This window comes from Billgrantia tianxiuensis (genome assembly GCF_009834345.1).
In the GTDB taxonomy this organism is placed as follows: Bacteria; Pseudomonadota; Gammaproteobacteria; order Pseudomonadales; family Halomonadaceae; genus Halomonas; species Halomonas tianxiuensis.
This window is the reverse complement of sequence record NZ_CP035042.1, coordinates 114,174-138,642: the sequence shown is the minus strand read 5'-3', so window position 1 is coordinate 138,642 and position 24,469 is coordinate 114,174. Positions and strand designations below refer to the sequence as shown.

The 24,469-nt window shown below is 65.7% G+C and carries 23 protein-coding genes and 1 pseudogene; 7 read left to right on the top strand and 17 right to left on the bottom strand.

Going from position 1 to position 24,469, the window contains the following annotated elements; translation table 11 throughout:
* Positions 1–24 precede the first annotated feature (24 nt).
* From tagH to EKK97_RS00615, 10 genes and pseudogenes are all read right to left on the bottom strand, one after another.
* Complete coding sequence (gene tagH, locus EKK97_RS00660; RefSeq protein WP_159555639.1) at positions 25–1,263, bottom strand: type VI secretion system-associated FHA domain protein TagH; 1,239 nt, start codon at positions 1,261–1,263, stop codon at positions 25–27.
* Positions 1,185–1,406, bottom strand: coding sequence for a hypothetical protein (locus EKK97_RS00655; protein WP_159547971.1), 222 nt, complete (start codon positions 1,404–1,406; stop codon positions 1,185–1,187). Before EKK97_RS00655 ends, tagH begins: the two co-directional genes overlap by 79 nt.
* A gap of 4 nt (positions 1,407–1,410) precedes the next feature.
* Positions 1,411–2,429, bottom strand: a pseudogene (gene tssG / locus EKK97_RS00650) (type VI secretion system baseplate subunit TssG).
* Positions 2,393–4,156, bottom strand: a complete 1,764-nt coding sequence (gene tssF, locus EKK97_RS00645; protein ID WP_159547969.1) for a type VI secretion system baseplate subunit TssF — start codon at positions 4,154–4,156, stop codon at positions 2,393–2,395. The pseudogene tssG and the gene tssF overlap by 37 nt, the downstream one beginning before the upstream one ends.
* Positions 4,157–4,216: 60 nt before the next feature.
* A complete protein-coding gene (gene tssE / locus EKK97_RS00640) occupies positions 4,217–4,648 on the bottom strand; it encodes a type VI secretion system baseplate subunit TssE (protein ID WP_159547967.1) in 432 nt (143 codons plus the stop codon).
* Between the two features lie 15 nt (positions 4,649–4,663).
* Positions 4,664–6,145 (bottom strand): type VI secretion system contractile sheath large subunit, encoded by a 1,482-nt coding sequence (gene tssC, locus EKK97_RS00635; protein WP_159547965.1) that lies wholly within the window; start codon positions 6,143–6,145, stop codon positions 4,664–4,666.
* 82 nt (positions 6,146–6,227) lie between these two features.
* Complete coding sequence (gene tssB, locus EKK97_RS00630; protein ID WP_159547963.1) at positions 6,228–6,737, bottom strand: type VI secretion system contractile sheath small subunit; 510 nt, start codon at positions 6,735–6,737, stop codon at positions 6,228–6,230.
* 514 nt (positions 6,738–7,251) lie between these two features.
* On the bottom strand, positions 7,252–9,201 hold the full coding sequence (gene dxs / locus EKK97_RS00625; protein ID WP_159547962.1) for a 1-deoxy-D-xylulose-5-phosphate synthase: 1,950 nt from the start codon (positions 9,199–9,201) through the stop codon (positions 7,252–7,254).
* A 36-nt stretch (positions 9,202–9,237) separates the two neighbouring features.
* Complete coding sequence (gene ispA, locus EKK97_RS00620; RefSeq protein ID WP_159547960.1) at positions 9,238–10,122, bottom strand: (2E,6E)-farnesyl diphosphate synthase; 885 nt, start codon at positions 10,120–10,122, stop codon at positions 9,238–9,240.
* Entirely contained in the window at positions 10,112–10,405 is a 294-nt protein-coding gene (locus EKK97_RS00615; protein ID WP_159547958.1) for an exodeoxyribonuclease VII small subunit, read from the bottom strand. Before EKK97_RS00615 ends, ispA begins: the two co-directional genes overlap by 11 nt.
* 212 nt (positions 10,406–10,617) lie before the next feature.
* Between EKK97_RS00615 and serA the strand changes: the two genes are divergently transcribed.
* Positions 10,618–11,868, top strand: a complete 1,251-nt coding sequence (gene serA / locus EKK97_RS00610; protein WP_159547956.1) for a phosphoglycerate dehydrogenase — start codon at positions 10,618–10,620, stop codon at positions 11,866–11,868.
* A 57-nt stretch (positions 11,869–11,925) separates the two neighbouring features.
* Here the strand turns inward: serA and EKK97_RS00605 are convergent, their stop codons facing one another.
* Positions 11,926–12,285 (bottom strand): hypothetical protein, encoded by a 360-nt coding sequence (locus EKK97_RS00605; RefSeq protein ID WP_159547955.1) that lies wholly within the window; start codon positions 12,283–12,285, stop codon positions 11,926–11,928.
* A gap of 120 nt (positions 12,286–12,405) precedes the next feature.
* The gene (locus EKK97_RS00600) at positions 12,406–13,161 is read right to left on the bottom strand and encodes an aspartate racemase/maleate isomerase family protein (protein WP_159547954.1); all 756 of its coding nucleotides are present in this window, start codon (positions 13,159–13,161) and stop codon (positions 12,406–12,408) included.
* Positions 13,162–13,471: 310 nt separating this feature from the next.
* Between EKK97_RS00600 and EKK97_RS00595 the strand changes: the two genes are divergently transcribed.
* A complete protein-coding gene (locus EKK97_RS00595) occupies positions 13,472–14,371 on the top strand; it encodes a DMT family transporter (protein WP_159547953.1) in 900 nt (299 codons plus the stop codon).
* A gap of 50 nt (positions 14,372–14,421) precedes the next feature.
* Here the strand turns inward: EKK97_RS00595 and EKK97_RS00590 are convergent, their stop codons facing one another.
* Entirely contained in the window at positions 14,422–15,660 is a 1,239-nt protein-coding gene (locus tag EKK97_RS00590) for an amino acid deaminase (RefSeq protein WP_159547952.1), read from the bottom strand.
* 120 nt (positions 15,661–15,780) lie between these two features.
* Here EKK97_RS00590 and EKK97_RS00585 point away from each other — a divergent pair, with 120 nt between their 5' ends.
* Together EKK97_RS00585 and EKK97_RS00580 are read left to right on the top strand one after the other, a co-directional pair.
* Positions 15,781–16,572 carry an enoyl-CoA hydratase gene (locus tag EKK97_RS00585; RefSeq protein WP_159547951.1) on the top strand — a complete coding sequence of 264 codons (792 nt, stop codon included), beginning with the start codon at positions 15,781–15,783 and terminating at the stop codon, positions 16,570–16,572.
* Positions 16,573–16,710: 138 nt separating this feature from the next.
* The gene (locus EKK97_RS00580) at positions 16,711–17,562 is read left to right on the top strand and encodes an IclR family transcriptional regulator domain-containing protein (RefSeq protein WP_159547950.1); all 852 of its coding nucleotides are present in this window, start codon (positions 16,711–16,713) and stop codon (positions 17,560–17,562) included.
* Between the two features lie 15 nt (positions 17,563–17,577).
* On the opposite strand, the gene EKK97_RS00575 is transcribed toward EKK97_RS00580, so the two are convergent.
* The 4 genes from EKK97_RS00575 to EKK97_RS00560 are packed head-to-tail and all read right to left on the bottom strand — an operon-like array spanning position 17,578 to position 21,047.
* Positions 17,578–18,090 (bottom strand): MarR family winged helix-turn-helix transcriptional regulator, encoded by a 513-nt coding sequence (locus EKK97_RS00575; protein WP_159547949.1) that lies wholly within the window; start codon positions 18,088–18,090, stop codon positions 17,578–17,580.
* A 31-nt stretch (positions 18,091–18,121) separates the two neighbouring features.
* Positions 18,122–19,417 (bottom strand): TRAP transporter large permease, encoded by a 1,296-nt coding sequence (locus EKK97_RS00570; protein WP_159547896.1) that lies wholly within the window; start codon positions 19,415–19,417, stop codon positions 18,122–18,124.
* The gene (locus tag EKK97_RS00565) at positions 19,410–19,964 is read right to left on the bottom strand and encodes a TRAP transporter small permease (RefSeq protein ID WP_159547894.1); all 555 of its coding nucleotides are present in this window, start codon (positions 19,962–19,964) and stop codon (positions 19,410–19,412) included. The genes EKK97_RS00570 and EKK97_RS00565 overlap by 8 nt, the downstream gene beginning before the upstream one ends.
* Positions 19,965–19,991: 27 nt before the next feature.
* On the bottom strand, positions 19,992–21,047 hold the full coding sequence (locus EKK97_RS00560; RefSeq protein WP_159547947.1) for a TRAP transporter substrate-binding protein: 1,056 nt from the start codon (positions 21,045–21,047) through the stop codon (positions 19,992–19,994).
* 421 nt (positions 21,048–21,468) lie between these two features.
* Between EKK97_RS00560 and EKK97_RS00555 the strand changes: the two genes are divergently transcribed.
* The 3 genes from EKK97_RS00555 to EKK97_RS00545 all read left to right on the top strand — a co-directional run bounded on the left by EKK97_RS00555 (position 21,469) and on the right by EKK97_RS00545 (position 24,456).
* Positions 21,469–22,437 (top strand): MBL fold metallo-hydrolase, encoded by a 969-nt coding sequence (locus tag EKK97_RS00555; RefSeq protein ID WP_159547945.1) that lies wholly within the window; start codon positions 21,469–21,471, stop codon positions 22,435–22,437.
* 95 nt (positions 22,438–22,532) lie between these two features.
* On the top strand, positions 22,533–24,245 hold the full coding sequence (locus EKK97_RS00550) for an FAD-dependent oxidoreductase (RefSeq protein ID WP_159547943.1): 1,713 nt from the start codon (positions 22,533–22,535) through the stop codon (positions 24,243–24,245).
* Complete coding sequence (locus EKK97_RS00545) at positions 24,232–24,456, top strand: DUF2783 domain-containing protein (RefSeq protein WP_159547941.1); 225 nt, start codon at positions 24,232–24,234, stop codon at positions 24,454–24,456. The genes EKK97_RS00550 and EKK97_RS00545 overlap by 14 nt, the downstream gene beginning before the upstream one ends.
* The last annotated feature ends 13 nt before the right edge of the window (positions 24,457–24,469 follow it).

Sequence of the window (24,469 nt, the reverse complement as noted above, 5' to 3'; positions counted from 1 at the left end):
TTCCTGCGTCCCGTCTTGTTGTGTTCACTTGGCTTCGCGCTGCTGGCGCCGCACCGATTGGTCGTAGGCCTGCTCGAACACCTCCCAGAACAGCTTGGCGAAGCCCTGCTGGCGGCCGGAGTTGAGCTCCTGGTAGTAGTGGCGGTACATCTCCCAGGCCCAGCTGCCCTCGTCGTCGAGCCGGTTACCGGCACCGCGATAGGCGTGGAAGCGCTTGAGCAAAGCCTGCGGAGCGAAGGCATCGAGAATCGCCTGCAGCGCCTCGCCGATGGCCTCCTCCACCGCCGCCTGGTGCTGGCCCTGATGGTTCAGGCATTCGGCCACCGCGGCCGGCGCCGAGAGGTGCACCGGGCTGCGGCGCGCGGAGAACAGGGTTTCCACGGTGTCACGGTAGGGCTGGCCCAGGCGCAGCGGGTTGTCCTCGATCGGCTGCAGGCGGCGGTCGCGCAATGGATAGCGGCTATCGTCCTGAGCCCGGTGGAGCGCCTGCAGCCCCTCGATCGCGGCGCGCAGGGTGTGGCCGGCCTCGGCGAGGAAGTTGAGCTGCTCCTCGCTGTCGGCGAAGCGCAGCTCGGCCCCCAAGGCGCGGAGCAGCGGGTCGGTACCGGCGGGTGAGGCGCTCGACGGCACGGCATCCTGCCAGCGCTCCTCGAGTTGCTCGCCGACGGAGCGTTCCAGATCGTTCAACAACCCTTCGTCCATTTCCCGGTTCATCTGTGACTCGTCCTCGTATCGTCGATTCGTCGACGGCGCCTCGCGCCGCCCCTGCGGTTCATGTGGTATGGCTTCCCCCCAGCCCGCCTCCTCGAGGGTGTCCAGCAGCGTTCCTTCCTCGGCCTCCGGTTCGCCGTCACAGGACAGCGCCGTGAGCGGATCGCGCTGGCTGAAGCCCGGCGTGGCTTCACCCAGCGCCTCGAGGGGGTCGTCGCGACGCGGCGGCGGAAAAGGCACCGCCGCCATCGCGCGGTAGGGCGCCACGCCCTGGTCCGCCAGCACCTCGTACTCTGCATCGATCAACGTCGCGAGCGGCTGGGAGCCGGGTAGCCCGGCCTGTCGGTCGCCCAGGTGCACGCGCACCCGGTACTCGCCGAGGCCGAGTTCGTCACCGTCGCGCAGGGCGACCCGGCGATCGCGGCCAAGCGGCAGGGTGGCGTGGTTGATGAAGGTGTGGCCACTGCGGTCGATCAGGCAGAACTGACCGTCGGACAGGCGGATCTCGGCATGCGCGGGCGGATGCGCCCGGCGTGGTCCTGCAGCAGCCAGTCGTCGCTCTCGGCGCTGCCCAGGGTGCCCCCCGCGGCCGGGAAGACATGGCTGCTGGTGGAGCGCCCCTCCAGCCGTTCGCTGTTGATCACCACCAGCGTCACGGCATCTGCAGCGGCCTGGGGTCGGGTAACAAAGGACATGGGTTTACCCCGTCATCTGGATGCGCACCCGGCGTCGCCGCGAGGCGGCACCGGATTCGGGATTGACGAAAGTGGTCCAACCGAGCTGACAGCAGCCGTGGTCGCCAAGGCGCATGGGCTGCACCGCACTCTCCAGCAGCTCGAGTTCGAGGTCGTAGGCCAGCGGCTCGCGCAGCACGAAGCTGACCAGTGTCTTGAGCGGCGCATGTTCGCGGCCGTCGGGCAGGAAGTCGCGAAAGCGGGCGAGGCTGAGCCCTTTCAGGCATAGAGCAAACTTGCCGCCCACGTCGGCGACCCGCTCGCCGGCCACCATGTCCTCTCCCAGGGTCATGCCACCGAGGCCGGTGCGGCTGCGCTGGTCCTCGGGAATCTCGACCCAGCGGTGCACCCACTGCTCGACGCTCACGTCGTCGAGGTCGAAGCAGTGGCCGACCACGCTCTCGACCACCTCGGGGAGCGCGAGCGCCCCGCCAGCAGGCCGGCGTAGGCGAGCATCTTGCCCCAGTTGATAGGCGTCTCGCCGCGCAGGTCCTCGTCTGCCAGCCCTACCAGGGCGAACACCGCGGCGGAGAAGCCGTCGCTGGCGCCGTCCTGGTAGCGCACGTAGTGGCGATACTTGCGCCAGCTGCGATGCACCAGGGTCAGCAAGCGGTGGTTGAAGAAGTCGAGGAAGTCGCGGGCGACCCCTTCGTGGTGGGCCGCCTCGTGGGCCAGCGACTCCAAGTAGTAGCCGGGTAGCGGCGACTGGGCTCCCTGCAAGCCGAAGAAACTCACTTCCAGCGCATACTCGCCGCTGGGGCGGGGCTCGAGCGCCACCACGTCGCTACCCGGGAAGCCGAGTGACGCCGAGGCGCTGAAACGCACCCGCTCGCGGCCCGGGCGCACGTTGGCGGCACGCTCGAGGTCGTCGTCGTGGTGACGGTGCAGCAGCTCGACGAGCTGATAGAAATCGTAGCGCCGGGCCCCCTCGATCAGGGCCGCCGGGGCTAGATCAGGGGTTGTTGGCCCGACTGTAAGGTCCATGCGTAACGTTCCTGGTTGTGACGATTGACGACGTGCAGTTCATGGAACGAGTTGATGCTGGCGTAGAGCGAGAAGAAACGCGCCAGCACGCTGCCAAAGAGATAAAGGCTGCCCTCATCGCCGAAGGCTTCCTGATCCAGGGTCATGACCGAACGCAGGCCGCGTACCGGCAGCCCACGCTTGAGCCGGTCGATGGAGCGGGTTTCGATGCTCACCACCCCGGCCAGGCGCTTCTGCGAGATCCGCTCGGCCTGGCGGTCGACCAGAGCGCGAAAATCATAGGCGCGCAGTATCGAGCACAGGGCGTCGCGCTCGAGCAGCGACAGGTAGTTGAGCGAGAGGTTGGAGATCAGCGTCCATAGCAGGCTGCCGTCCAGGGTCGGCCGCAGCGCCGGCGTGGGCCGGGTGATGTTGCGATAGGCGGCGATCACTGGGCTGGTGTCGGTGGTGGCGCTGATATCCCCTACCGCCAGCCGCTCGGGCAGGGCGCGGTTGCTGCAGGTCAGACGCAGCGAGACGGTCTCGCGCATGCCCAGGCAGGCCTGCTCGTCGCCGCGCACGAAGGCGATGTCGTGATCGAAGCCGTCGCCGCGCAGGCTGTCGCGCACGCGCACCCGGAAGTAGCGCGCCTCGCGGCCGCGGTCGCGCTCGATCTGGTGCTGGAAGCTCTCGAACGGCACATAGTGACGCGGTTCGCCGCGCAGCTTGCCGCTGTCGCTCTCCAGCCAGCCCTGTACCGCGTCGACGCTGAACACCTCAAAGTGCTCCGCTGAGCGGCTGCTGGGGCGAATGCGGTATTCGCTGCGCTCGCCGTTGAGATCGATGGGATCGGCGTCGTGATTGAACAGGTTGATCGCCGGAGCGCAATAGAGCGCCAGGTGCTCATCGCGCACCTTGGCATCCGCCGGCAGCGTGCGCGAGAAGACGAAGCGCAGCACGATCCGCGGGGCTTGCCGCGGCGGCAGGTGGCGGCCCAGCCCGACCAGATCGACGAAGTGGAACGCCTCGGGGAAACAGAGGTACTCCTGCAGAATGCGATAGCCCTGATGGACGTTGCGCGGATAGGGCAGCAGCGCATGCTCGCGATCGAAGCCGACCGGAGCGAGCATGTCGCGAGGCAGCGGTACGACGGTACCGTCGATCTCCAGTTCCAGGCGCGAAAGGTAGTGGCCCAACCACAGGTAAAGGGTGCGCGCGGTATAGCCACCCCCGCCCAGGTGCAGGCGCAGGTGGTCGACCCCCAGCGTATCGAGAGGCTGATCGCCATCCACGTCGAGGGCGAGTTCGACGATCGAGGACTCGCGTGAATGCCGTGCCTCGACCCCCGCATGAATCAGCGGATAGAGGGTCACGTCGTGACAGGTGCGAAAGCGGCAGGCGGTGCCGTCGATCGGCCGCGCTGCCACCAGGGTGCCCGCTGCTACGTTCTGGTCCTCGCTCAACGCCCCCTGCCGGGGCGTGAACTGCATGATCGTCATGCTCGGCACCGGACGCAGGTAATTGGGCCACAGCATGGCGATCAGCGAGTGAGTCAGTTCGGGAAACTCGTCCTCGACCTTCTCGCGCATGCGGCCAGTGAGGAAGGCGAACCCCTCCAACAGGCGCTCGACGTCCGGGTCGGTGCTGCGCTCGGAGAGGAAGCGGCTGAGGCCAGGATTGGCCTCGGCGAACTCCCGTCCTTGCAGCTTCAGGTAGTCGAGCTCGTCCCGGTAGTATCGATTGAGCATGCGCGCCTCGTTCCCTGGTGCTTGTGTTCTTGTGTTGTTGCGTTCTTTCGCCTCAGCTGCTCAGTTCAGGCACTGATAGCGTTTATCGTTGAGCAAAAGGTCGATAGTGGCCTCGCCCTGGTCACGTCCGAGCTCCACCGTGGCATGCACCTGAAAGCGCAGCTGCAGCGGGTCGCTGCCACGCGGCAGCGATTCGACCTCTACCCGTCGGACGCGAGGCTCGAAACGCTCGATACACTGGCGAATGGCACGCTGGATGTTGCGCTCCAGATCGAGCACGCCGATGGTCGCGTCGTTGAAGTCGAGCAGTCCCAGCTCGGGGGCGCATTCGCTGTGTCCCGGGTGGCTGTTGAGTAGATCGACCAGATGGCGCTTGATGGACTCGACGATCTCGGTGAGGCTGGCCTCGGCAGCGGTACCCTCCGGCTGCTCGGTTGCCGCCAGGCGCTCGAACAGCCGGTTGCCGAGTACGCCGCCACGGTGAAGTGTCATGGCCGCGCCCTCCCCTTACTCCTTGTCCAGGCGACCCACCAGCGACAGCTCGAAGTTGGCGCCCATGTACTTGAAGTGCGGACGCACGGCCAGCGACACCTGGTACCAGCCCGGGTCGCCCTCGACGTCGGAGACCTGGATCGAGGCGGCCCGCAGCGGACGGCGGCTGCGCACCTCGGCCGGCGGGTTCTCCTGATCGGCAACGTACTGGCGAATCCACACGTTGAGCTCGCGCTCGAGGTCCTGGCGCTCCTTCCAGGAACCGATCTGCTCGCGCTGCAGCACCTTGATGTAGTGGGCCAGGCGATTGACGATGAACATGTAGGGCAGTTGGGTACCGAGCTTGTAGTTGGTCTCGGCGGCCTTGCCCTCGGGCGTGTTGGGGAATACCTTGGGCTTCTGCACCGAGTTGGCCGAGAAGAAGGCGGCGTTGTCGCTGCCCTTGCGCATGGTCAGCGAGATGAAGCCCTCCTCGGACATCTCGAACTCGCGGCGGTCGGTGACCAGCACCTCGGTGGGAATCTTGGCCTGCAGCTGACCCAGCGCCTCGTAGGTATGCACCGGCAGGTTTTCCACCGCGCCGCCGCTCTGCGGCCCGATGATGTTGGGGCACCAGCGGTACTTGGCGAAGCTGTCAGTGAGGCGCTCGGCGAGCAGGTAGGCGGTGTTGCCCCACAGGTAGTGCTCGTGGTTCTCGCTGACCGTCTCACGGTAGTGGAAGGTCTTGACCGGGTTCTCCACCGGATCATAGGGCATGCGCAGCAGGAAGCGCGGTGCGGTCAGGCCCAGGTAACGGGCATCCTCGGACTCGCGCAGGCTACGCCAGCGGGCGTACTTGGGCCCTTCGAAAATCGCCTTGAAGTCCTTGATGTTGGGCAGCTCCTGGAAGCTATCGATGCCGAAGAAGCTCGGCGCCACCGAGGAGAGGAACGGCGCATGGGCCATGGCGCCCACCGCGGCGGTGAACTGCAGCAGCTTGATGTCGGGGGTCGAGGGCGAGAAGTCGTAGTTGCCGATGATGGCACCTACCGGCTCACCGCCGAACTGACCGTACTCGGCCGCATACACATGCTGGTAGAGTCCGCTCTGGCTGAGTTCTGGAGCGAACTCGAAATCTTCCAGTAGCTCTTCCTTGGTGGCATGCAGCAGGTCGAGCTTGATGTTCTGGCGGAAGTCGGTGCGATCGACCAGCAGCTTGAGGCCGCGCCAGGCCGATTCGATCTGCTGGAAGCTGCGGTCGTGGAGGATCTCGTCGACCTGATTGCCGATCTTGCGATCGAGTTCGACGATCATGCGGTCGACCACCGCCTTGTTGACCTGCGGAGCATCATCCTTGCTCTGCAGCAGTTCGGCGATGAAAGCCGCCACGCCCTGCTTGGCGATGTCGTAGCCCTCCTCGGTCGGCGCCATGCGGGTCTGCGCCATTACCTGATCGAGAAGGGAGCCCTCGGCCTGGGCCTCGGCGGCCTGTCCCTGCGCTTGTGCCATATCGCTCATTGTCGGTGCCTCGAATCCTTTGCCTGCCCGGCGCACGCCGCACTATGGCTCGGCGTCGCCGTGGTGCGTTGTCATGGGTGCGTCAGTCGCGGGAGTCGTCCTGCGAATCCAGCAGTTCGAGCTCGGAGAGCAGTTGGGCCCGCGCCTCTTCGCTTTCCATCAACTTCTGCAACTGGTCACGGAAAGCCGGCACGTTGCCAAGCGGCCCCTTGAGAGCGACCAGCGCCTCGCGCAGTGCGACCAGCTTGCTCAGCTCCGGCACCTGGCGCGCCACGCTGTCGGGCGTAAAATCCTCGAGCGACTTGAACTTGAGATTGACCGCCAGATCACCGGCTTCCTCGCCCTCTTCCAGGCGATTGGGCACGCTGGTCGTCAACTCCAGGCCGGCTTCACGCATCACCGACTGGAAATTGTTCTTGTCCACCGAGACCTTTTCCCGCGCCTCGATCGGCGTGGCCTCGGCACCGCCCTTGAAATCGCCTACCACCAACAGCTTGAGCGGCAGTTCGGTTTCCGCCTGCTGATCGCCGGTGGCCGGCACGTACTTGATGTTGATGCGCTCTTTTGGCGCAACGGTTCCTTCCTTCGCCATGCTGAAGCCCCCTGGTGGCCGCCCTGTTGGAATCGCTATGCTCGAAATCGCTATGCTTTAGCTTTACCGGCAACGCCCCACGACCCACCCGCATCGGCCCGGTGTCCTCAGGCAGATGCGTTCGGCGGTAGGTAAGAAGCGTTATCCCCTTGCTCGTGAGGCGTGAGGGTAATCAGATGGGCAGCACGTGCCAAACGGCTCAATTCCCCGCCTTCCAGTTACAAAGCCATGACATCACGTGGCACAGGCTTACACGATTCCGCCGGCAGCGCCGGAACGGTGCGGATTGTCGAGACCACGTCAGCATAAAGCGACATGCCCTATCGGCAATGTCTTACAAACCGTGTAGGAAATTAGCTACAGGAATATAAGAAATATAGGGCAAGCAGATACGCCAATTGCCTCGGTCGGCGAATCGAGTAAGGACTTGCGGGCATGAAAAACGCCAGCTGCAACGGCTGACAGAATTCGGCCGGGCAATGCCCGGCCGGTAGAGGGGACAGGCGAGGTGGGATCAGGCGAGGCGGGCGCGAATCGACGCCTCGATGCCAGCCGCATCCAGGCCGCATTCGGTCAACAGCTCGGCGGGCTTGCCGTGCTCGACGAAGGCGTCGGGCAGGCCCAGGTTGAGCAAGGCGACCTGTACGCCTTCGGCGGCGAGCAGCTCGTTCACGCTGCTGCCGGCGCCGCCGGCCACTACGTTCTCCTCCAGGGTGACCAGCAGCTCGTGGTCGGCGGCGGCGGCCAGGATCGCCTCGCGGTCCAGCGGCTTCACCGAGCGCATGTTGAGATGTGTGGCGTCGAGGGCCTCGGCAACCTTGGCGGCAGGGCCGTTGAGGCTGCCGAAAGCCAGCAGGGCGACCCGCTTGCCCGGCTCGGCGCCGCTCTCGCGTCGCAGCTCGGCCTTGCCGATCTCCAGCGGCTCGAGGTGCCGAGGCACCTCGACCCCCGGCCCATTGCCACGGGGATAGCGCACCGCGGCGGGGCCCGGATAGTGATAGGCGGCGCTGAGCATGGCACGGCATTCCGCCTCGTCGGCCGGCGCCAGGATCACCATGCCCGGTACACAGCGCAGGTAGGAGAGGTCCATGCTGCCGTGGTGGGTGGGGCCATCCTCGCCCACCAGGCCGGCGCGGTCGATGGCGAAGGTGACGTCGAGCTCCTGTACCGCCACGTCGTGGATCAGCTGATCGTAGCCGCGCTGCAGGAAGGTGGAGTAGATCGCCACCACCGGCTTCATCGCCTCGCAAGCCATGCCGGCGGCCAGCGTCACCGCGTGCTGCTCGGCGATGGCCACGTCGTAGTAGCGCTCAGGGTACTCCTTGGAGAAGCGGATCAGGTCGGAGCCTTCGCGCATCGCCGGGGTGATGCCGATCAACCGCTCGTCGGCAGCGGCCATGTCGCACAGCCACTGGCCAAAGACGTTGCAATACTTGCGCGGCTGCGGGCGCATTGAATCGCTCAATTTCTTCCTGATCGGTGCGGCGGGCTTGCTGAGCGGCGCCTCGACGTTCTTCTCCGGTTCACTCTTTTCCAGCTTGGTGATGGCGTGATAGCCGATGGGGTCGGCCTCGGCGGGGAGGAAGCCACGCCCCTTGCGGGTCTTCACGTGGAGGAACTGTGGGCCATCGAGGTCGCGGATATTGCGCAGGGTCTGGATCAGCGTGGGCAGGTCGTGGCCATCGAGCGGACCGATGTAGTTGAAGCCCATCTCCTCGAACAGCGTGGCCGGGCTGACCATGCCCTTCATATGTTCTTCGGTGCGCCGCGCCAGCTCCAGCGCGCCAGGCAGGCGGGAGAGCACTCGCTTGCCCTCTTCGCGGAAGGTGAGATAAGGCTTGCTCGACAGGATGCCTGCGAGATAGCTGGCAATCCCTCCGACGTTCTCGGAGATCGACATCTCATTGTCGTTGAGCACCACCAGCAGGTTGGCATCCAGATGGCCGGCATGGGCCAACGCCTCGAAGGCCATGCCGGCGGTCAGCGCGCCGTCGCCGATCACCGCGCAGACCCGGCGCCTGTCGCCACGGGTCGCGCTGGCCAGGGCCATGCCCAGCGCCGCCGAGATCGAGGTGCTGGAATGTCCCACGCCGAAGGTGTCGTAAGGCGACTCGGCGCGCCGCGGGAAGGCGGCCAGACCGCCGTACTGGCGAATGCTGGGCATTGCCTCGCGCCGGCCGGTGAGGATCTTGTGCGGATAGGCCTGGTGACCGACATCCCACACCAGTCGGTCGTGGGGCGTCTCCAGCGCATGGTGCAGCGCCACGGTGAGTTCCACCACGCCCAGGCCGGCGCCGAAGTGGCCACCGCTGCGGCCCACGCTGTAGAGCAGGTAAGCGCGCAGCTCGTCGGCCACCTGCAGTAGCTGGGCGTTCGTCATGGCCCGCAGTGCCGCCGGCGTGTCCAGCGAATCGAGCAGCGGGGTCAGCGGGCGCTCGACAGGAATTACATCGTAGAGCTTCATGTGCGGTTCGGTCGTCCTGGCTGTCATGCCGTGTGGCTAGTGGTCGCGCTCGATCATGTATCGGGCCAGCTGTGCCAGCGGTTTGCCCGCCTCGCCCAGCGGCGCCAGGGCCAGCAGGGCCTCGTCGGTGAGCTCGCTGGCCTTGCCCCGGGCCCCCTCGAGGCCCAGCAGCGCCGGATAGGTCGGCTTGTCGCGCGCGGCGTCGGCGCCCGAAGTCTTGCCCAGAGTCCGGGTATCGCCGGTGACGTCGAGAACGTCGTCGTGAATCTGAAAGGCCAGGCCGAGCGCTGCGGCGTAGCGATCCAGCGCTTCGACGCGGGGATCGTGCTCGGCCACGGCGGTCAACGCCCCCATGCGCACGGCAGCACGGATCAGCGCGCCGGTCTTGTGCCCATGCATGGTGGCCAAGGCTTCCACGTCAGGGTGGCCGCCAACGGCGGCCAGGTCCAGCGCCTGACCACCGACCATGCCATCGCGCCCGGCGGCGGTGGCCAGCGTCAGCATCAGTGCCGGCAGGCGTGGATGGGCGGCACGGGCGAGCACTTCGAAGGCCAGTGTCTGCAGCGCATCGCCGGCGAGTATCGCCGTGGCCTCGTCGAAGGCGCGATGCACCGTGGGCTGGCCGCGGCGCAAGTCGTCGTCGTCCATGGCCGGCAGGTCGTCATGTACCAGCGAATAGGCATGGATCAGCTCGATGGCTGCCGCCGGAGCGTCGAGTGCCTCGTCGCTCGCGCCCAACGCGCGCCCGGCAAGGTAGACCAGCAGCGGACGCAAGCGCTTGCCGCCCACCAGCAGCCCGTGGCGCATGGCCGCCTCCAGCCGCGGCGCCGGCGGCTGGCGCGTCTCGAACAACCTGGCCAGGCAAGCGTCGACGCGCGCCCGGTCGGCGGCCAGATGGGCCGCGAGCGAGTCAGCGTTCACTCTCGTCCTCTCCTGCCGGGGTGTCGAAGGGGGCGAAATCGATGTTGCCGTCGGGACGTTCGATCAAAGTGCGTACCCGCAGCTCGGCCTCGTCCAGGCGACGCTGGGCATCACGGGTCAGGCGTACGCCCTGCTCGAACGCGGCGAGCGAGCCCTCCAGCGACAGGTCACCGGACTCCAGCTGCTCCACCAACCGCTCCAGTCTCTCCACGGTGGCGGCGAAGTCGATCTCGGCATCTTCGCTCGCCGTCTCGCCTGCCACCTGCTCGTCACGTTCGGCCATGACACCTCTAGCTCGTCGCCGCTGTTTTCAGGAGGCACAGTATACACGCACTGCCCTATACGCACTGCCCCAGGGGTCGTCTGCCTGCGTCGCGCAACGTGCAGCTCGCTCATCTTCGCGACGCAGCATTTTCATCTTCGCGCGTAGCGGTTGTGTTAACATGAGCGCCCTGTTTCCCGCACGCGCCGCACCTAGAAGGGGTTGATTCGACCATGGCCAAAACGTCCCTGGACAAGAGCAAGATCAAGATCCTGCTGCTCGAGGGCGTCCACCAGAGCGCGGTGGACAATTTCCTGAATGCCGGTTACACCAACATCGAGCATCTACCCACCTCGCTCGACGAAGCCACGCTGATCGAGAAGATCCGCGACGTGCACTTCCTCGGCATTCGCTCGCGTACCCAGCTCAACGAGCGCGTGTTCGCCGCCGCCGAGAAGCTCAACGCCGTGGGCTGTTTCTGCATCGGCACCAATCAGGTCGACCTCAACGCGGCGCTCGCGCGCGGTATTCCGGTATTCAACGCGCCATACTCCAACACCCGCTCGGTGGCCGAGCTGGTGCTGGCCGAGGCGATCATGCTGCTGCGCGGCATCCCCGAGAAGAATGCCCGCGCCCACCAGGGCGGCTGGCTCAAGAGCGCCAAGGCCTCCCACGAAGCCCGCGGCAAGACCCTGGGCATCGTCGGCTACGGCAACATCGGCGCCCAGCTCTCGGTACTGGCCGAGTCACTCGGCTTCAACGTCATCTTCTACGACGTGGTGACCAAGCTCGGCATGGGCAACGCCAACCAGGTAGCCAGTCTCGAGGAGCTGCTGGCGCGCTCCGACGTGGTCAGCCTGCACGTGCCCGAACTGCCCTCCACCAAGTGGATGATCACCAAGGACCAGCTCGCGCTGATGAAGCCCAGCGGCATCCTGATCAACGCCTCCCGCGGCAGCGTGGTGGTGATCGAGGACCTGGCCGAAGCGCTTCAGGCCGGCCGTCTCTATGGCGCTGCCATCGACGTCTTCCCGGTGGAGCCCAAGGGCAACGACGAGGAGTTCGTCAGCCCGCTGCGCGGCCTGCCCAACGTGATCCTCACCCCGCACATCGGCGGCTCCACCCTCGAGGCCCAGGAGAACATCGGCATCGAGGTTTCCGAGAAGATGATCACCTACTCGGACAACGGCACCACCGTCACCTCGGTCAACTTCCCCGAGGTGGCGCTGCCCGCTCACCCGGACAAGCATCGCGTGCTGCACATCCACGACAACGTGCCGGGCGTGCTCTCCGAGATCAACCGGGTGCTGTCCGAGAACGACATCAACATCTCTGGCCAGTACCTGCAAACCAACGAGAAGGTTGGCTACGTGGTCATCGACGTGGACAAGGCCTACGGCCCCCAGGCACTCGAGGCACTGCGCCAGGTCGAGCACACGCTGCGTGTACGGGTGCTCTACTCCGAGACCAACTTCGAGGAGTGACCGCCCGCTTCGACGAGGCCGTTCCAAGCCGTCGCGCCCTAGGCGCGGCGGCTCTCGTTACAGGCTCTGAATGTCGATGACGTATCCGATGATCGGGAAGCCGGCCTGCTTGGCCGCCTTCTCGGCCTCGAGCTGGGCTTCCAATTTGGAGATGCTGGTGGAGCGATGCTCGAAGACGGTATCGGCTTCCAGCTTGCGCGTCCTCACCGCGAGCCGGACCAGGTGTCCGGTCTTGTAGGACTGGGCAGACTTCCCGGCCGCCTCCGTGCCGGCACTCTTCTTCTTGCCACGACTTTTTTGCTCGTCCTTCTTATCGCCCAGCAGGTCGCGCGACGGCGACGGCTCGTTGTCGGGCTTCATGAAGGCATCGATCTCGCGCTTGATGCTCCGCTCGAACTCGCTCAGTTCGTCGCTCATTCATCCTCCAATGACAGATGTTCGCGCCCCGTTTGGAACATATCAGAACCTCTTCTCATGAATTCCTAACCCAGGTTATGCCCTACAGGCAGCGCCACGACTCGGTGCTGGCGAGGGATGTCAGGAGTGCGGCAAGTCGGTCCCGGTGAGCGTCTGCAGGTAGCGGGCCGGACCACCACGACGTTCCAGCAACCTCAGGCCCGCCCACAGGCTCACCTGATTCGCCGTCAACACCATCCGGCCAGCTTCACGCTGCATCGCCTCGACCAGCTCGAGGGTATTGATTGCCGTATCGGGCACCAGCAGGGGGTTGCGCGACGCCCCGTGTTCGTTGGCGAAGTCGCGTACTGTCGTGACGATATCGAGCCGGTGGGAGTCGGCCGCGTAGGGACAGTTCAGCGCCTGCAGGTTATCCACCTTCACATCGCTGTCACGCAGGAACTGCACCAGCTGTTCGGTAACTTCCGGTGGATAGGGGCTCAGCAGGTCGACCCTGCGCTGATCGAGCGCGGCCAGGGCAGCACAAAACGCCATGGCGGTACTGGTGACGGGCACACCGAGCCATTGCGAAAGCTCGCGGGACTGGGCAATGGACCACTCCAGCCCACCGATGAAGCTGCCGCTGGTACAGGCCCAGACGACCGCCCGGGCCCCGGCGTCCCTGACCAGCGACTCACCCACCGCAGCGAGGCGATCGGTAGCGCCGAGCGCCATCAGGGCGGTGTGTTCATGGTGGCCATCGCTGAGGACCTTGCCAACGGCGATGGTCGGCAACTCATCGGCGTCAGGTTTGCCCCGCTGGTCCAAACCGTACCATTCGTAATCGGGAGGACCATCCTCGGGTAGCAGGATACCCAGACACTGTGCGTCTTTCATCGATACCTCTCGGTCGATCATGCCTGACATGACAGGAGCGGCAGGGATACTATCCCCGCGCCCGGCAGATAACTTGCGTACAGAGCTTGCGTATAGGACTTGCGTGCAGAAAAGGGTGACACACGGCCGCGCGACACCCTAAGCAAGATGCCAGATATGACGCCCCGGTTCACGCCCGTCCCGTATGATGGCTCGTTCAGGCACAGCAGGGCCTCGCTTCTCCCCTGTCGGTTCGACGTAGAAGCCATTGCTGTGCTAATGATTATTCTTCGAAGCGCACTCGCGCATTCCATTTGCCAAGGAAGACCGCATGCCAACTGCCGCCGCCTACCTGATCGTAGTGTTGGTATGGGCTACCACGCCACTGGCCATCAAGTGGAGCGCCGAAGCGGGAGCCCCCGTGGGCAGCGTGCTGTTACGAATGGCGCTTGCCTTCCTGGCGGGGCTCGTGGTGCTGATGGCAATGCGCCGTGACCTGCGTAGGGACAAGCATGCCATGAAGAGCTACGCAGCGGCGGTTCCCGGGGTGTTTGGCGCCATGGCATTGAGCTATCACGCCTCGATGACGCTACCCTCCGGCATGATGTCGGTGATATTCGGCATGGCACCGCTGGTCTCGGGGCTGATCCTGCAACTGCTGCCCGGCGCCGTGAAGCTGCGCCGCTGGCACTGGTTCGGTTGCACGCTCGGCGTGCTGGGCCTGGCCGTGGTGTTCGCCGACAGTCTGATACTGGGTAGCGACCAGTTGCCGGCTCTGCTGATGATGCTGCTCGCCGTCACCCTCTTCAGCGCCAGCGGCATCGCCGTGCAGCGTGTAGCCGCCGGTCTCGGCCCACTGGAGCAGACCTTGGGCGCCCTGGCCCTGAGCCTGCCGTGCTTTCTCGTGCTGTGGCTGGCCAGCGGCGAGCCCTTGACGGTACCGCTCAGCTCACGTGGCCTGTGGTCGGTCATCTACCTGGCGCTGTTCGGTTCGCTGCTGGGCTTCCTTTGTTACTTCCTGATTCTGTCACGTCTCTCGGCGGCTACCGTGGCATTGGTCACGCTGATCACACCGGTGCTGGCACTGGGCCTGGGCATGACCTTCAATCAGGAACAGCCATCGTCCTCGATGCTGGCAGGCGCCGTGCTGATCCTGGTAGCGCTCGGCGCCTACCTGTTCGGCGACAGGTTGACGCGGCTGAAGGCCGAGCGCGAGCTGAAGCGATCCTGAAGCTGCGGTTTCAACCCGTATGCCCAGCACCGCCTCTTCCCATGCCGAACCTAGAAACAGGTCTGCATTACCTCTACCACCTCCAGCCGCTCATCGACGCGACAGAGCCGCCGCCACTTGTCGAAGGTCAGGCAGGGGTGGGAGACGCCAAAAGCCACGATGTCGCCCACTCGCACCCGCCCGTTGCCGTTTGCGGGTTCTTCGTCCTCCTCGGGCAGCCTGACGAAGGCGTGCTGGTCCATCAGCTTGGTCAATTGCCAGCCCTCCACTGACAGCGGATGCAAGCGCTCGTCGCCTTCGCGATAGCGCCGCAGCGGTTCGGGCATCTGGTCATGGCCGACGTCGCGCTTGCCCATGCCGACGATGGCGAGCCCCGGCTCGGGCAACGAGATCACCTGGGCGTAGACCTCGAGCGCCGGTTTGAGTCCCCGCTCAAGCTCCGGACGGCGCGCCAGGACTTCACGCTGAGCCTGGCGATAGATGCCGTGGTCGTGCACCACGTAGCAGCCAGGGCGCAACACCGGCACGAACTGCGACCCCAATCGCGCTTCACGGAACACCCCGGCAATCAGGTCGTACCAGGCCGAACCGGACGCCGTGATCAGCGGCTGTGGACTCTCGATCAGAGCGTCGCGCTCCAATGCCTGGGCCGCCTCGACCAGTTGCCAGGCATAGGCCCGCACGGCGCGTTCGGGATCGCCTCCATGCACCACTCCCTCGTAGCCCTCGAGGCCGGATAGCACCAGAGCCTGCTCACTGTCGATACGTTCGGCCAGCGCCATCACCTCGTCGGTATCGCGGCAGCCGCAGCGACCGCCCGGCACCCCGAGTTCGATCAGCACCTTGAGACGCAGGTCGCGGGCGGTGAAGTAGCGTGCCAATTGATCGACATTGCGCGCACTGTCGACGACGCAATAGAAGTCGGCACCGGCCTCGATCAGCCCCGCAACGATGGCCATGTTGGCCTCGCCAACGAGCTGGTTGGCCAGCATCAGGCGATTGACACCGTGATGGAAGGCTGCCCGGCACTGGGAAGCCGTGGCCAGGGTAATGCCCCAGGCGCCGGCAGCGAGCTGGCGATGGAACAGCTCGGGGCACATGGTGGTCTTGCCGTGGGGGGCCAGTCGCGCCCCATGGTCTTCGCAGAAGCGCTGCATCCAGGCCAGGTTATGGGCCAGCGCCGGTTCGTGGATCACGGCGGCCGGCAGGCTGACGTCGGCCAGCAGCCGGTTACCGGTCTGCGGCATGCCCTTATGCAGGGCCTCGTGGTCGGAAAGTGAGTCGTTCATGCTTCGCTCTCGCTAGGCGGAATCCGGGCAGCGTGGCATACCGCCTTTGGTCGCAGGGGTGACGAATTGTGCGCGCGACAGGCTAGGCTGGTGGCGGGCACGTTTCTACAGGATACGACAATGAATACGACCGTCGACGAACGCCCGGTGATTCGTCGCGACCAGCGCGGCGTTGCCACTCTCACGTTGAACCGTCCCCGCCAGTTCAATGCACTGTCGGAAGAAGTGCTCAAGGCACTGGGTGGCGAACTCTCGCGCCTGGCCAACGAGGACTCGGTGCGCTGCGTGGTGATCGCCGCCGAAGGGCGCGCCTTCTGCGCCGGGCATGATCTGAAGGAGATGCGCGCCAATCCCGACAAGGCCTATTACCAGGAGCTGTTCGCCCGCTGCGGCGAGGTCATGCAGCGCATCGTCCAGCTGCCGGTACCGGTAATCGCCCGAGTCCAGGGATTGGCCACCGCCGCTGGCTGCCAGTTGGTCGCCAGCTGCGACCTGGCGGTGGCAGCGCGTTCGGCCCGATTCGCGGTGTCGGGCATCAACGTGGGGCTGTTCTGCTCGACCCCAGCGGTGGCGCTGTCGCGCAACATCGGCCGCAAACGCGCCATGGAAATGCTCTTCACCGGCGAGTTCATCGATGCCGATCAGGCACTCGACTGGGGGTTGGTCAATCGCGTAGCCGACGACGAGGCCCTGGACGAAGTGCTCGATGAGCTCACCGCCAGCCTCTGCGCCAAGAGCGCGGTGGCACTGCGCACCGGCAAGGCGCTGTTCCAGCGTCAGCTGCAACTGCCGCTGAGCGAAGCCTACGCCCTGGCCGGCGAAACCATGGCCTGCAACATGATGGCCGAGGATGTGGCCGAGGGTATCGATGCCTTCATCGCCAAGCGGGAACCCCAATGGCGCCACCGCTAGCCATCCCGTCCTGCGCAAGACCTCCCTGCGAAAGAAGAGTGGAAGGTATTTCCGCAATCGAGACAAGCCAGCGCCGAGCGGGTATCCTGTTGCTGGCCTTCGAAAAGGCTGTCAGGTCAAAGCAGAGGAATGACGCAGGTGAGTGAAGTCAAACGCAGAACGGCGGGGCGCCCGCCCGGCCCCGGCAAGAGCGCTAGCGGCCATAGTCAATCGCTGGTACGCGGGCTCAACCTGCTCGAGCGGCTGGCCGCCACACCGGGTGGCCTGGCGCTGTCCGAACTGGCCGAGATGGTCGATCTGGCACCCTCCACTACCCATCGCCTGCTGCAGGCGCTGCAGGGGCAGGGCTTCATCACCCAGGATGCAGAGCTTGGCGTGTGGAAGATCGACGTCAAGACCTTCCGCATCGGCAACAGTTTTCTCGAGGCGCGCGACTTCGTCGCCACCAGCCGCCCCTTCCTGCGTCGCCTGACCGCCGAGACCGGCGAGACCGCCAACCTGGGCATTCGCGACGGCGCCACCGCGGTATTCCTGGCCCAGAGCGAATCGTCGCAGATGATGCGCATGATCACCCGGCTCGGGTCGCGCGCACCGCTGCACGCTTCGGGAGTGGGCAAGGCGCTGATGGCCTGGCTGCCCGACGACGAGTTCGAGCGGGTGCTGGCCGAGCGCGGCCTCACGCGAGTCACCCGCAATACCCTGCATACCCCCGAGGCGCTGCGTGCCAATCTGGCCGAGGTGCGGCGCCAGGGCTTTGCCTGCGACCGCGAGGAGCACGCCATCGGCCTGCACTGCGTAGCCGCCTGCCTGCACGACGAACACGGCACGCCGCTGGCGGCCATTTCGGTATCGGGCCCGGTGGCACGCATTCCCGAAGCGCGGCTGCCGGAGCTGGGCGCACTGGTGCGGGAGACCGCCGCCGAGATCACCGCCCGAATCGGCGGGCGCGTGCCCAGCCCTGCCGAGGCAGAGGCCACCGCAAGAGCTTGAAGCGACCCGAAACCGTTACTGCCCGATCCGCTCCAACTGACGCTCCAGCTTGCGCATCACGTTGAGCAGGTCGCGATACTCACCGGCGGTGAGAGTCGCGACCAGCTCCGCCTCCCAGGCCTGGGCCTCGGGAATCAGCTTGGCCAGTAGCGTCTGACCGGCGGCGGTGAGGTGGAGATCCTGCTGGCGCTGGTCCTCGGGAGCGGGCGTGCGGCTGATCAGCCCTCGCTCCTCCAGTGACTGGATCGCCCGCGAGACGCGGGCCTTGTCCATGTTGGTGTAGGCGCAGATCTTCTTCGCCGTCAGCTCGTCGCAGTGGCTGAGCCAGGCCAGCACCCGCCACTGAGCAATATTCAACTGGTAGCGCTCTTCGTAGAGCTCCGCCAATGCCTGGCTGATACGATCGGCCAGGCTGTTGAGCCGATAGGGCAGGAACTGGTTGAGATCCAACTCCTGCTTGGTTGACGGTTCGACCAGACTCTCCTCGCCCTCCCTGGCGAGCCCCGCCCGGTTCTCCTCCATGTTCATCAGGAACTCCTCACCCTGCGCTTGGCAGCGATTAATAGAGCAGTTGCGGCAGGAACAGCACGATACCCGGGAACACCAGCACCAGCAACGCGCGCGCCATCCCCGCCACCCAGAACGGCGTCACCCCGCGGAAGATCGTCCCCGTGCTCACGTCCGGCAGCACCGCCCGCAGCACGAACACGTTCATTCCCACCGGCGGCGTGATCAGACTGATCTCGATCACGATCACCACCAGGATGCCGAACCACACCAGGTCGAAGCCAAGCCCCGCCACCACCGGGAAGAACACCGGCACGGTGAGCAGCAGCATCGACATGCTCTCGAACACGCAGCCGAGCAGTACGTAGATGGCCAGTATCACCAGGATCACCAGGAACGGCGCAATGTCGAGTCCGTTGACGAACGCCAGCAGGTCGCTGGGCAGCCCCGCGCGGTTGATGAAGTTGGCAAAGATCAGTGCGGTGAGTACCACGGCGAACAGCATGGCGGTGGTACGCACGGTGTCCATCAGCACGTTCATCAGCACCTGGGGGGTCAGCGCCCGGCGCCACAGGGCGATGAGGAAGGCGCCCATGGCGCCGATGCCCGCCGCCTCGGTGGGGGTGAACACGCCGAGGTAGATGCCGCCGATCACCAGCACGAACAGCGCCAGGGTGCTGCCGACGCTCTTGAGCGCCGTCAGGCGTTCGGGCCACTCGACCTTCTCGCCGGCGGGGCCGGCCGCGGGGTCGCGCCACAGCACCCACTTGACCGCCACCAGGTACATGACGATGCCCAGGATGCCGGGAATGAAGCCGGCGGCGAACAGTTCGCGGATGCTGGTCTCGGTGAGGATGCCGTAGATCACCAGCATCACGCTGGGCGGGATGAGGATACCCAGCGTGCCGCCGGCGGCGATGGACGCCGAGGCGAGGGTGTCCTTGTAGCCGTACTTGCGCATCTGCGGCATGGCCACCCGGCCCATGGTGGCGGCGGTGGCCAGGCTCGAGCCGCAGATGGCGCTGAAGCCGCCGCAGGCGACGATGGTGGCCATGGCCTGGCCGCCCTTGCGGTGGCCGAGAAAACCGTTGGAGGCGCGGAACAGGGCATCCGACAGCCCGGCGTGCGACACCAGGTTGCCCATCAGGATGAACAGCGGGATCACCGACAGGCCGTAGTCCATGGCGGTGTCCACCACCCGCCGCGCGGCCATGGCCTCGGCGGCGTTCCAGTTGCCGGTGAGGTAGTAGAAGCCGGCGAAGCCGACGATGCCCATGGCAAACGCCAGCGGCACGCGCAAGAATGCCAGCAGCAGCAGGGCGGCGAAGCCGTAGAGTGCTTCAGTCATTGTCGCCTCCCTTGCCTTTCTCGGGACTGAGCGGGCCGCCGCGCTCGAGTACGCCCACGCCTTCGAGCAGGTAGCATAGCGCCCGCAGCAGGGTCAGCACGGCCGAGGCGGCGAGCATGATCGCCATCAGGTAGATGAGATAGCCGTTGGGGATGCGCAGGAACTCGGTGACGTCGCCCCACTGCATGGCGCGCTCGCCCAGGGCCCACACCCGCCGCGCCATGACCCACAGCGCGCCGCTGACGATCAGGTTGACCAGCACCTGGCGAACCCAGATCAGGCGCGCGGGAAACACGCTGTCGAGCAGGTCGACGCTGACGTGCTCCTCGCGCCAGCACACCACCGGCAGCGACAGGAACACCAGCGCCGCCAGCATCAGCTGGGTCAGCTCGACGGTGCCCAGGATCGGCGAATTGAAGAAGTAGCGTCCGGTCACGTCCGCCGTGGTCAGCAGCATCATGGCGAAGAGGGTGGCACCGGCCACCCCCTCCAGCGTCAGCTGCATGACACGGCCGACCCGCAGCCAGTATGTCGACGTGGTCGGCATGGTCAAGCCTCCAGGGGTCACAGCGAATTACGGGTGAACGACGCGATCGGCGATACCTTCGCCTTCGGCGGCCAGGGCGAGCTGCTCGCGGAAGTGTGCCAGCGCCGCTTCGGTATCGATTCCGCGCCCTTCTACAGCGGCATTCCACTCGGCGATCAGCTCATCGGTCACTCCGCGCAGATGCTCGATGTCTTCCTCCGAGGCCTCGGTGAAGGTATTGCCCTGCTCCTTGGCGAAAGCCACGCCGCGCTCGTCCATGGCATCCATCATGTAACCGAACAGCCGCGAGAGGCCTTCACCGGAAACGGCTTCGATCGCCTCGCGATCCTCGGCGGAGACCTGGTCCCAGAACATCGGGTTCATGACGATGGCAAAGCTGCCACGGTAGAAGCCGCCATCCACCGTCAGAGTATGCGGCAGTACCTCGGCCACACGGAAACTACGCAGCCCTTCGAGCGTCAGCATGGCGCCCTGGATGACCCCCTGGGAAGCCCCTTCGTAGACACTGGTGGGCGGCATCGCCACACCGGAGACATCCATGGCACTGGCCAGGTTGCTCATCACGCCACCGCCGACCCGCATGCGCATGCCCGAGAGCTGATCGAGGGAATCCACCTGGTCGCGGGTGAAGATCTGGCCCGGCCCGTGCACGCCCATGGCCATCACGTCGACGCCATTATGCTCGTCGGCTGCCGCCAGATACTCCTGGTAGGTGTTCCAGTATGCCGCCGAGGCCGCCTCGGAAGAGAAGGCCTCGAAGGTGGGGAATTCCGGCAGTTGGGTCAGCTCGAAGCGTCCCGACATGTGGCCGTGGAAGATCCAGGTGGCGTCGGCGATGCCGTCGGCGACGATTTCCATCTGCGCCGCTGGCGGGCCCATGTCGTGGACCACCTCGACGGTGACGCGACCTTCGGTCGCCTCCTCGATCCACGCCTTCCAGGTGGGCCAGACGATGGTGTTGATGCCGTGGTTGGGACCACCCCAGGTGCTGACGGTAATGGTGGTCTGCGCCAGCACCGGCGCGGCGAAGCTGAAACCGAGCGCCGCCACGGCGCCAATCATGAGGCGGTTGGTCATTTTCATTGTGAGCTCCTGGGTCGTCACGGGAGGCGTGCTCGCGCCACGCTGCGTATTCAATTGTTCGTCGTTGCGCCGTTGCGTTTTTATAGCGCTGTATCGCTGGCTGGTGCTCGCTCTATGCGGGAGGGTAAGGAGCGCATCAGCCCGGCGTATTCTGCGCCTCCACCTTGCCGCCAGATACTCTCCTCTGCAACTAATTTGAGACAGCCATGTACTAGACTTAGGTCGTAAAATTGTCGAAAACCCATGATACAAGACAATTTTTCCTCAGCCTCTAAGGCAATGACCCGTGCTTCTGGTCGACGACTTGCTGGACATATAGTTTCAATAGCAACTATGCTCGCTGCATTCAAAACATCGAACGAGGCCAACAGCGGCCCCTTGACGTCGCCCACCGTGACGCCCCGACGACACTGGAGGAACCATGAGCAAGAAATTCGCTTCCCATGCCGATACCGAAGAGAAGCAGGTCAGCTTTACCCAGCTGGCCGAGGGCCTCTATGCCTATACCGCCGAGGGCGACCCCAATACCGGCGTGGTGATCGGCGACGACAGCGTGATGGTGATCGACACTCAGGCCACGCCGATCATGGCCCAGGACGTGATCCGCCGCATCCGCGAGGTCACCGACCTGCCGATCAAGCACGTGGTGATGACCCACTACCACGCCGTGCGCGTGCTCGGCGCCTCGGCCTACGAGGCCGAGAACATCTACGCCAGCCAGAACACCTATGATTTGATCGTCGAGCGCGGCCAGCAGGACTACGAGTCCGAGGTCGGCCGCTTCCCGCGCCTGTTCAAGGGCGTCGACTCGGTGCCCGGCCTGACCTGGCCCAACATCGTATTCCAGCGGGAGCTGACGGTGTTCATGGGCAAGCGCGAGGTGCGCATCATTCACCTCGGTCGCGGCCACACCAAGGGCGACACCGTGGTCTGGCTGCCGGAGGAGAAGGTGATGTTCTCCGGCGACCTGGTCGAGTACGGCGCCACTCCCTACACCGGCGACGCCTACCACGAGGACTGGCCTTCCACTCTCGATCGCCTGCAGGCGATGGCCCCGCAGAAGCTGGTGCCGGGCCGCGGCGAGGCACTCACCACACCCGAGCAGTGCCAGGAGGCGATCCAGGGCACCCGCGACTTCCTCGCCGACATGTACGACAGCGTCAAGGCGGGCAAGGCCGCCGGCAAGTCGCTCTCCGAGTGCTACGCCGAGACCTACGCCAAGCTCAAGCCGAAGTACGGCCACTGGGTGATCTTCGACCACTGCCTGCCGTTCGACATCACCCGCTGCTATGACGAGGCCGGCGGCGAATACCCCGACCCGCGCATCTGGACCGCCGAGCGCGACACGGCCATGTGGCACTCGCTGCAGGAAGTCGTCGAGAACCAGTAAGCGCTGTTTTCACAATAATCCTGGCGCGTGGTGCCGGGGCCGGCCGCAGCGTTCTGACGCAGGCCTGCCCCGCAGCAGCCGCAGTCGGAGGAAGCATGCCCACGACTTACAACAATCCCGTCTACCCGTACCGGCGCCCGCCCGAGCTTGACCGCGACGAGGTGCGCCACTGCCCGGTGGTGATCGTCGGCGCCGGCCCCACCGGCCTGGCCATGGCCATCGACCTGGCCCAGCAGGGCATCGCCAGCATGGTGCTCGACGACAACAACACCGTCAGCGTCGGCTCGCGGGCGATCTGCTTCGCCAAGCGCACCCTGGAGATCCTCGACCGCCTCGGCTGCGCCCAGCCGATGGTCGACAAGGGCGTGACCTGGCAGCGCGGCCGAGTGTTCTTCCAGCAGCGAGAGGTCTACGACTTCGACCTTCTGCCGGAAGAGGGCCACCGCATGCCGGCCTTCATCAACCTGCAGCAGTACTATTTCGAAGAGTATCTGGTGAATCGCGCCGACGCGCTTGCCGATCGCATCGACCTGCGCTGGAAGCACAAGGTCACCGAGGTCGACAGCCAGGCCGAGCGCAGTGAGGTCGTGATCAGCACCGAGGACGGCGACTACCGTCTCTCCTGCGACTACCTGCTGGTGGCCGACGGCGCCAACAGCAAGATCCGCGACATGCTGGGGCTGGAGAGCAAAGGCCAGATCTTCCAGGACCGTTTCCTGATCGCCGACGTGATCATGAAGGCCGATTTCCCCACCGAGCGCTGGTTCTGGTTCGACCCGCCCTTCCACCCCAACCAGTCGGTGCTGCTGCACCGCCAGCCGGACAACGTCTGGCGCATCGACTTCCAACTGGGCTGGGACGCCGACCCGGAAGAGGAGAAGAAGGAGGAGAACATCCGCCCGCGGGTGCAGGCGATGCTCGGCGCAGACGTGGAGTTCGAGCTGGAGTGGGCCAGCGTCTACACCTTCCGCTGCCGCAAGATGGACGACTACATCCACCAGCGCGTGTTCTTCATGGGCGACGCCGCCCACCAGGTCTCGCCCTTCGGCGCCCGCGGCGCCAACGGCGCGCTGCAGAGCACCGAGAACCTAGCCTGGAAGCTGGCCCGCGTGCTCAAGGGCCAGGCCCCCGCGGCGCTGCTCGCCACCTACAACGACGAACGCCAGCACGGCGCCGCCGAGAACATCCTCAACTCGACCCGCGCCACCGACTTCATCACGCCCAAGAGCCGCGTCAGCCGGCTGTTCCGCGACAGCGTGCTGGAACTGGCTGAGCACTACCCCTTCGCCCGGCGCCTGGTCAACAGCGGCCGACTCTCCATGCCGTGCCACTACGACGACTCGCCGCTCAACGGCCCCGAGACCGAGGGCCTGCCCCACGTGCTGCGCCCCGGCAGCCCGGCCAAGGATGCCCCGATCGGCCTGGCCGGGCGGCGCGCCTGGCTGCTCAACCAGTTGGGCGATCGTTTCACGCTGCTGCTCGACGGCCGCGTCGACAGCGCCCAGGCCGAGGCGCTCAGGACCGAACTCGAGCCGCTGCTCGCGCACCAGGCCGATCTCGATCTGCTGGTCGTCGGACCGGCGCCGCATGCCCTGACCGAGCTGCCACGCAGCCGCCAGATCGAGGACGTGGAGACCCTGGTCGGAGAACGCTACGGCCTGACCGGCGGTGTCGCCTACCTGATCCGCCCCGACCAGCACGTCAGCGCCCGCTGGCGCCAAGTCAGCGCCGCCGACATCGAGACGGCGATCGATCGCGCGCTGGGTCGTCACCTTGGTGCCGAGGAGGTACGCCATGCCACGGCTTGAGCTCAACCCCAAATTCACCGACCCGGACGCCTTCTATGCCGCGCTGACCGAACTGCACCGCGAGCGCAGCGAGGCCGAGAGCGAACGTATCAACGCCCGGCTGATCCTGCTGCTGGCCAACCATATCGGCGATCAGCAGGTGCTCGAGGAGGCCTTGGCCATCGCCGGCCAGGCCGTGGCATCGCCTTCGGAAGCGCGCGCCGGCGAGTGATCGCCGCCAGCGT

Coding starts and splice junctions, on each gene's coding strand:
- tssE (WP_159547967.1), bottom strand. CDS start 4,648: ATGACACTTCACCGTGGCGGCGTACTCGGCAACCGGCTGTTCGAGCGC.
- EKK97_RS00605 (WP_159547955.1), bottom strand. CDS start 12,285: ATGAGCGACGAACTGAGCGAGTTCGAGCGGAGCATCAAGCGCGAGATC.
- EKK97_RS00555 (WP_159547945.1), top strand. CDS start 21,469: ATGAGCAAGAAATTCGCTTCCCATGCCGATACCGAAGAGAAGCAGGTC.
- EKK97_RS00565 (WP_159547894.1), bottom strand. CDS start 19,964: ATGCCGACCACGTCGACATACTGGCTGCGGGTCGGCCGTGTCATGCAG.
- tssF (WP_159547969.1), bottom strand. CDS start 4,156: ATGCTCAATCGATACTACCGGGACGAGCTCGACTACCTGAAGCTGCAA.
- EKK97_RS00545 (WP_159547941.1), top strand. CDS start 24,232: ATGCCACGGCTTGAGCTCAACCCCAAATTCACCGACCCGGACGCCTTC.
- EKK97_RS00550 (WP_159547943.1), top strand. CDS start 22,533: ATGCCCACGACTTACAACAATCCCGTCTACCCGTACCGGCGCCCGCCC.
- EKK97_RS00570 (WP_159547896.1), bottom strand. CDS start 19,417: ATGACTGAAGCACTCTACGGCTTCGCCGCCCTGCTGCTGCTGGCATTC.
- EKK97_RS00595 (WP_159547953.1), top strand. CDS start 13,472: ATGCCAACTGCCGCCGCCTACCTGATCGTAGTGTTGGTATGGGCTACC.
- tssC (WP_159547965.1), bottom strand. CDS start 6,145: ATGAGCGATATGGCACAAGCGCAGGGACAGGCCGCCGAGGCCCAGGCC.
- EKK97_RS00655 (WP_159547971.1), bottom strand. CDS start 1,406: ATGTCCTTTGTTACCCGACCCCAGGCCGCTGCAGATGCCGTGACGCTG.
- EKK97_RS00560 (WP_159547947.1), bottom strand. CDS start 21,047: ATGAAAATGACCAACCGCCTCATGATTGGCGCCGTGGCGGCGCTCGGT.
- EKK97_RS00585 (WP_159547951.1), top strand. CDS start 15,781: ATGAATACGACCGTCGACGAACGCCCGGTGATTCGTCGCGACCAGCGC.
- dxs (WP_159547962.1), bottom strand. CDS start 9,201: ATGAAGCTCTACGATGTAATTCCTGTCGAGCGCCCGCTGACCCCGCTG.
- EKK97_RS00590 (WP_159547952.1), bottom strand. CDS start 15,660: ATGAACGACTCACTTTCCGACCACGAGGCCCTGCATAAGGGCATGCCG.
- EKK97_RS00600 (WP_159547954.1), bottom strand. CDS start 13,161: ATGAAAGACGCACAGTGTCTGGGTATCCTGCTACCCGAGGATGGTCCT.
- EKK97_RS00615 (WP_159547958.1), bottom strand. CDS start 10,405: ATGGCCGAACGTGACGAGCAGGTGGCAGGCGAGACGGCGAGCGAAGAT.
- serA (WP_159547956.1), top strand. CDS start 10,618: ATGGCCAAAACGTCCCTGGACAAGAGCAAGATCAAGATCCTGCTGCTC.
- EKK97_RS00575 (WP_159547949.1), bottom strand. CDS start 18,090: ATGAACATGGAGGAGAACCGGGCGGGGCTCGCCAGGGAGGGCGAGGAG.
- tssB (WP_159547963.1), bottom strand. CDS start 6,737: ATGGCGAAGGAAGGAACCGTTGCGCCAAAAGAGCGCATCAACATCAAG.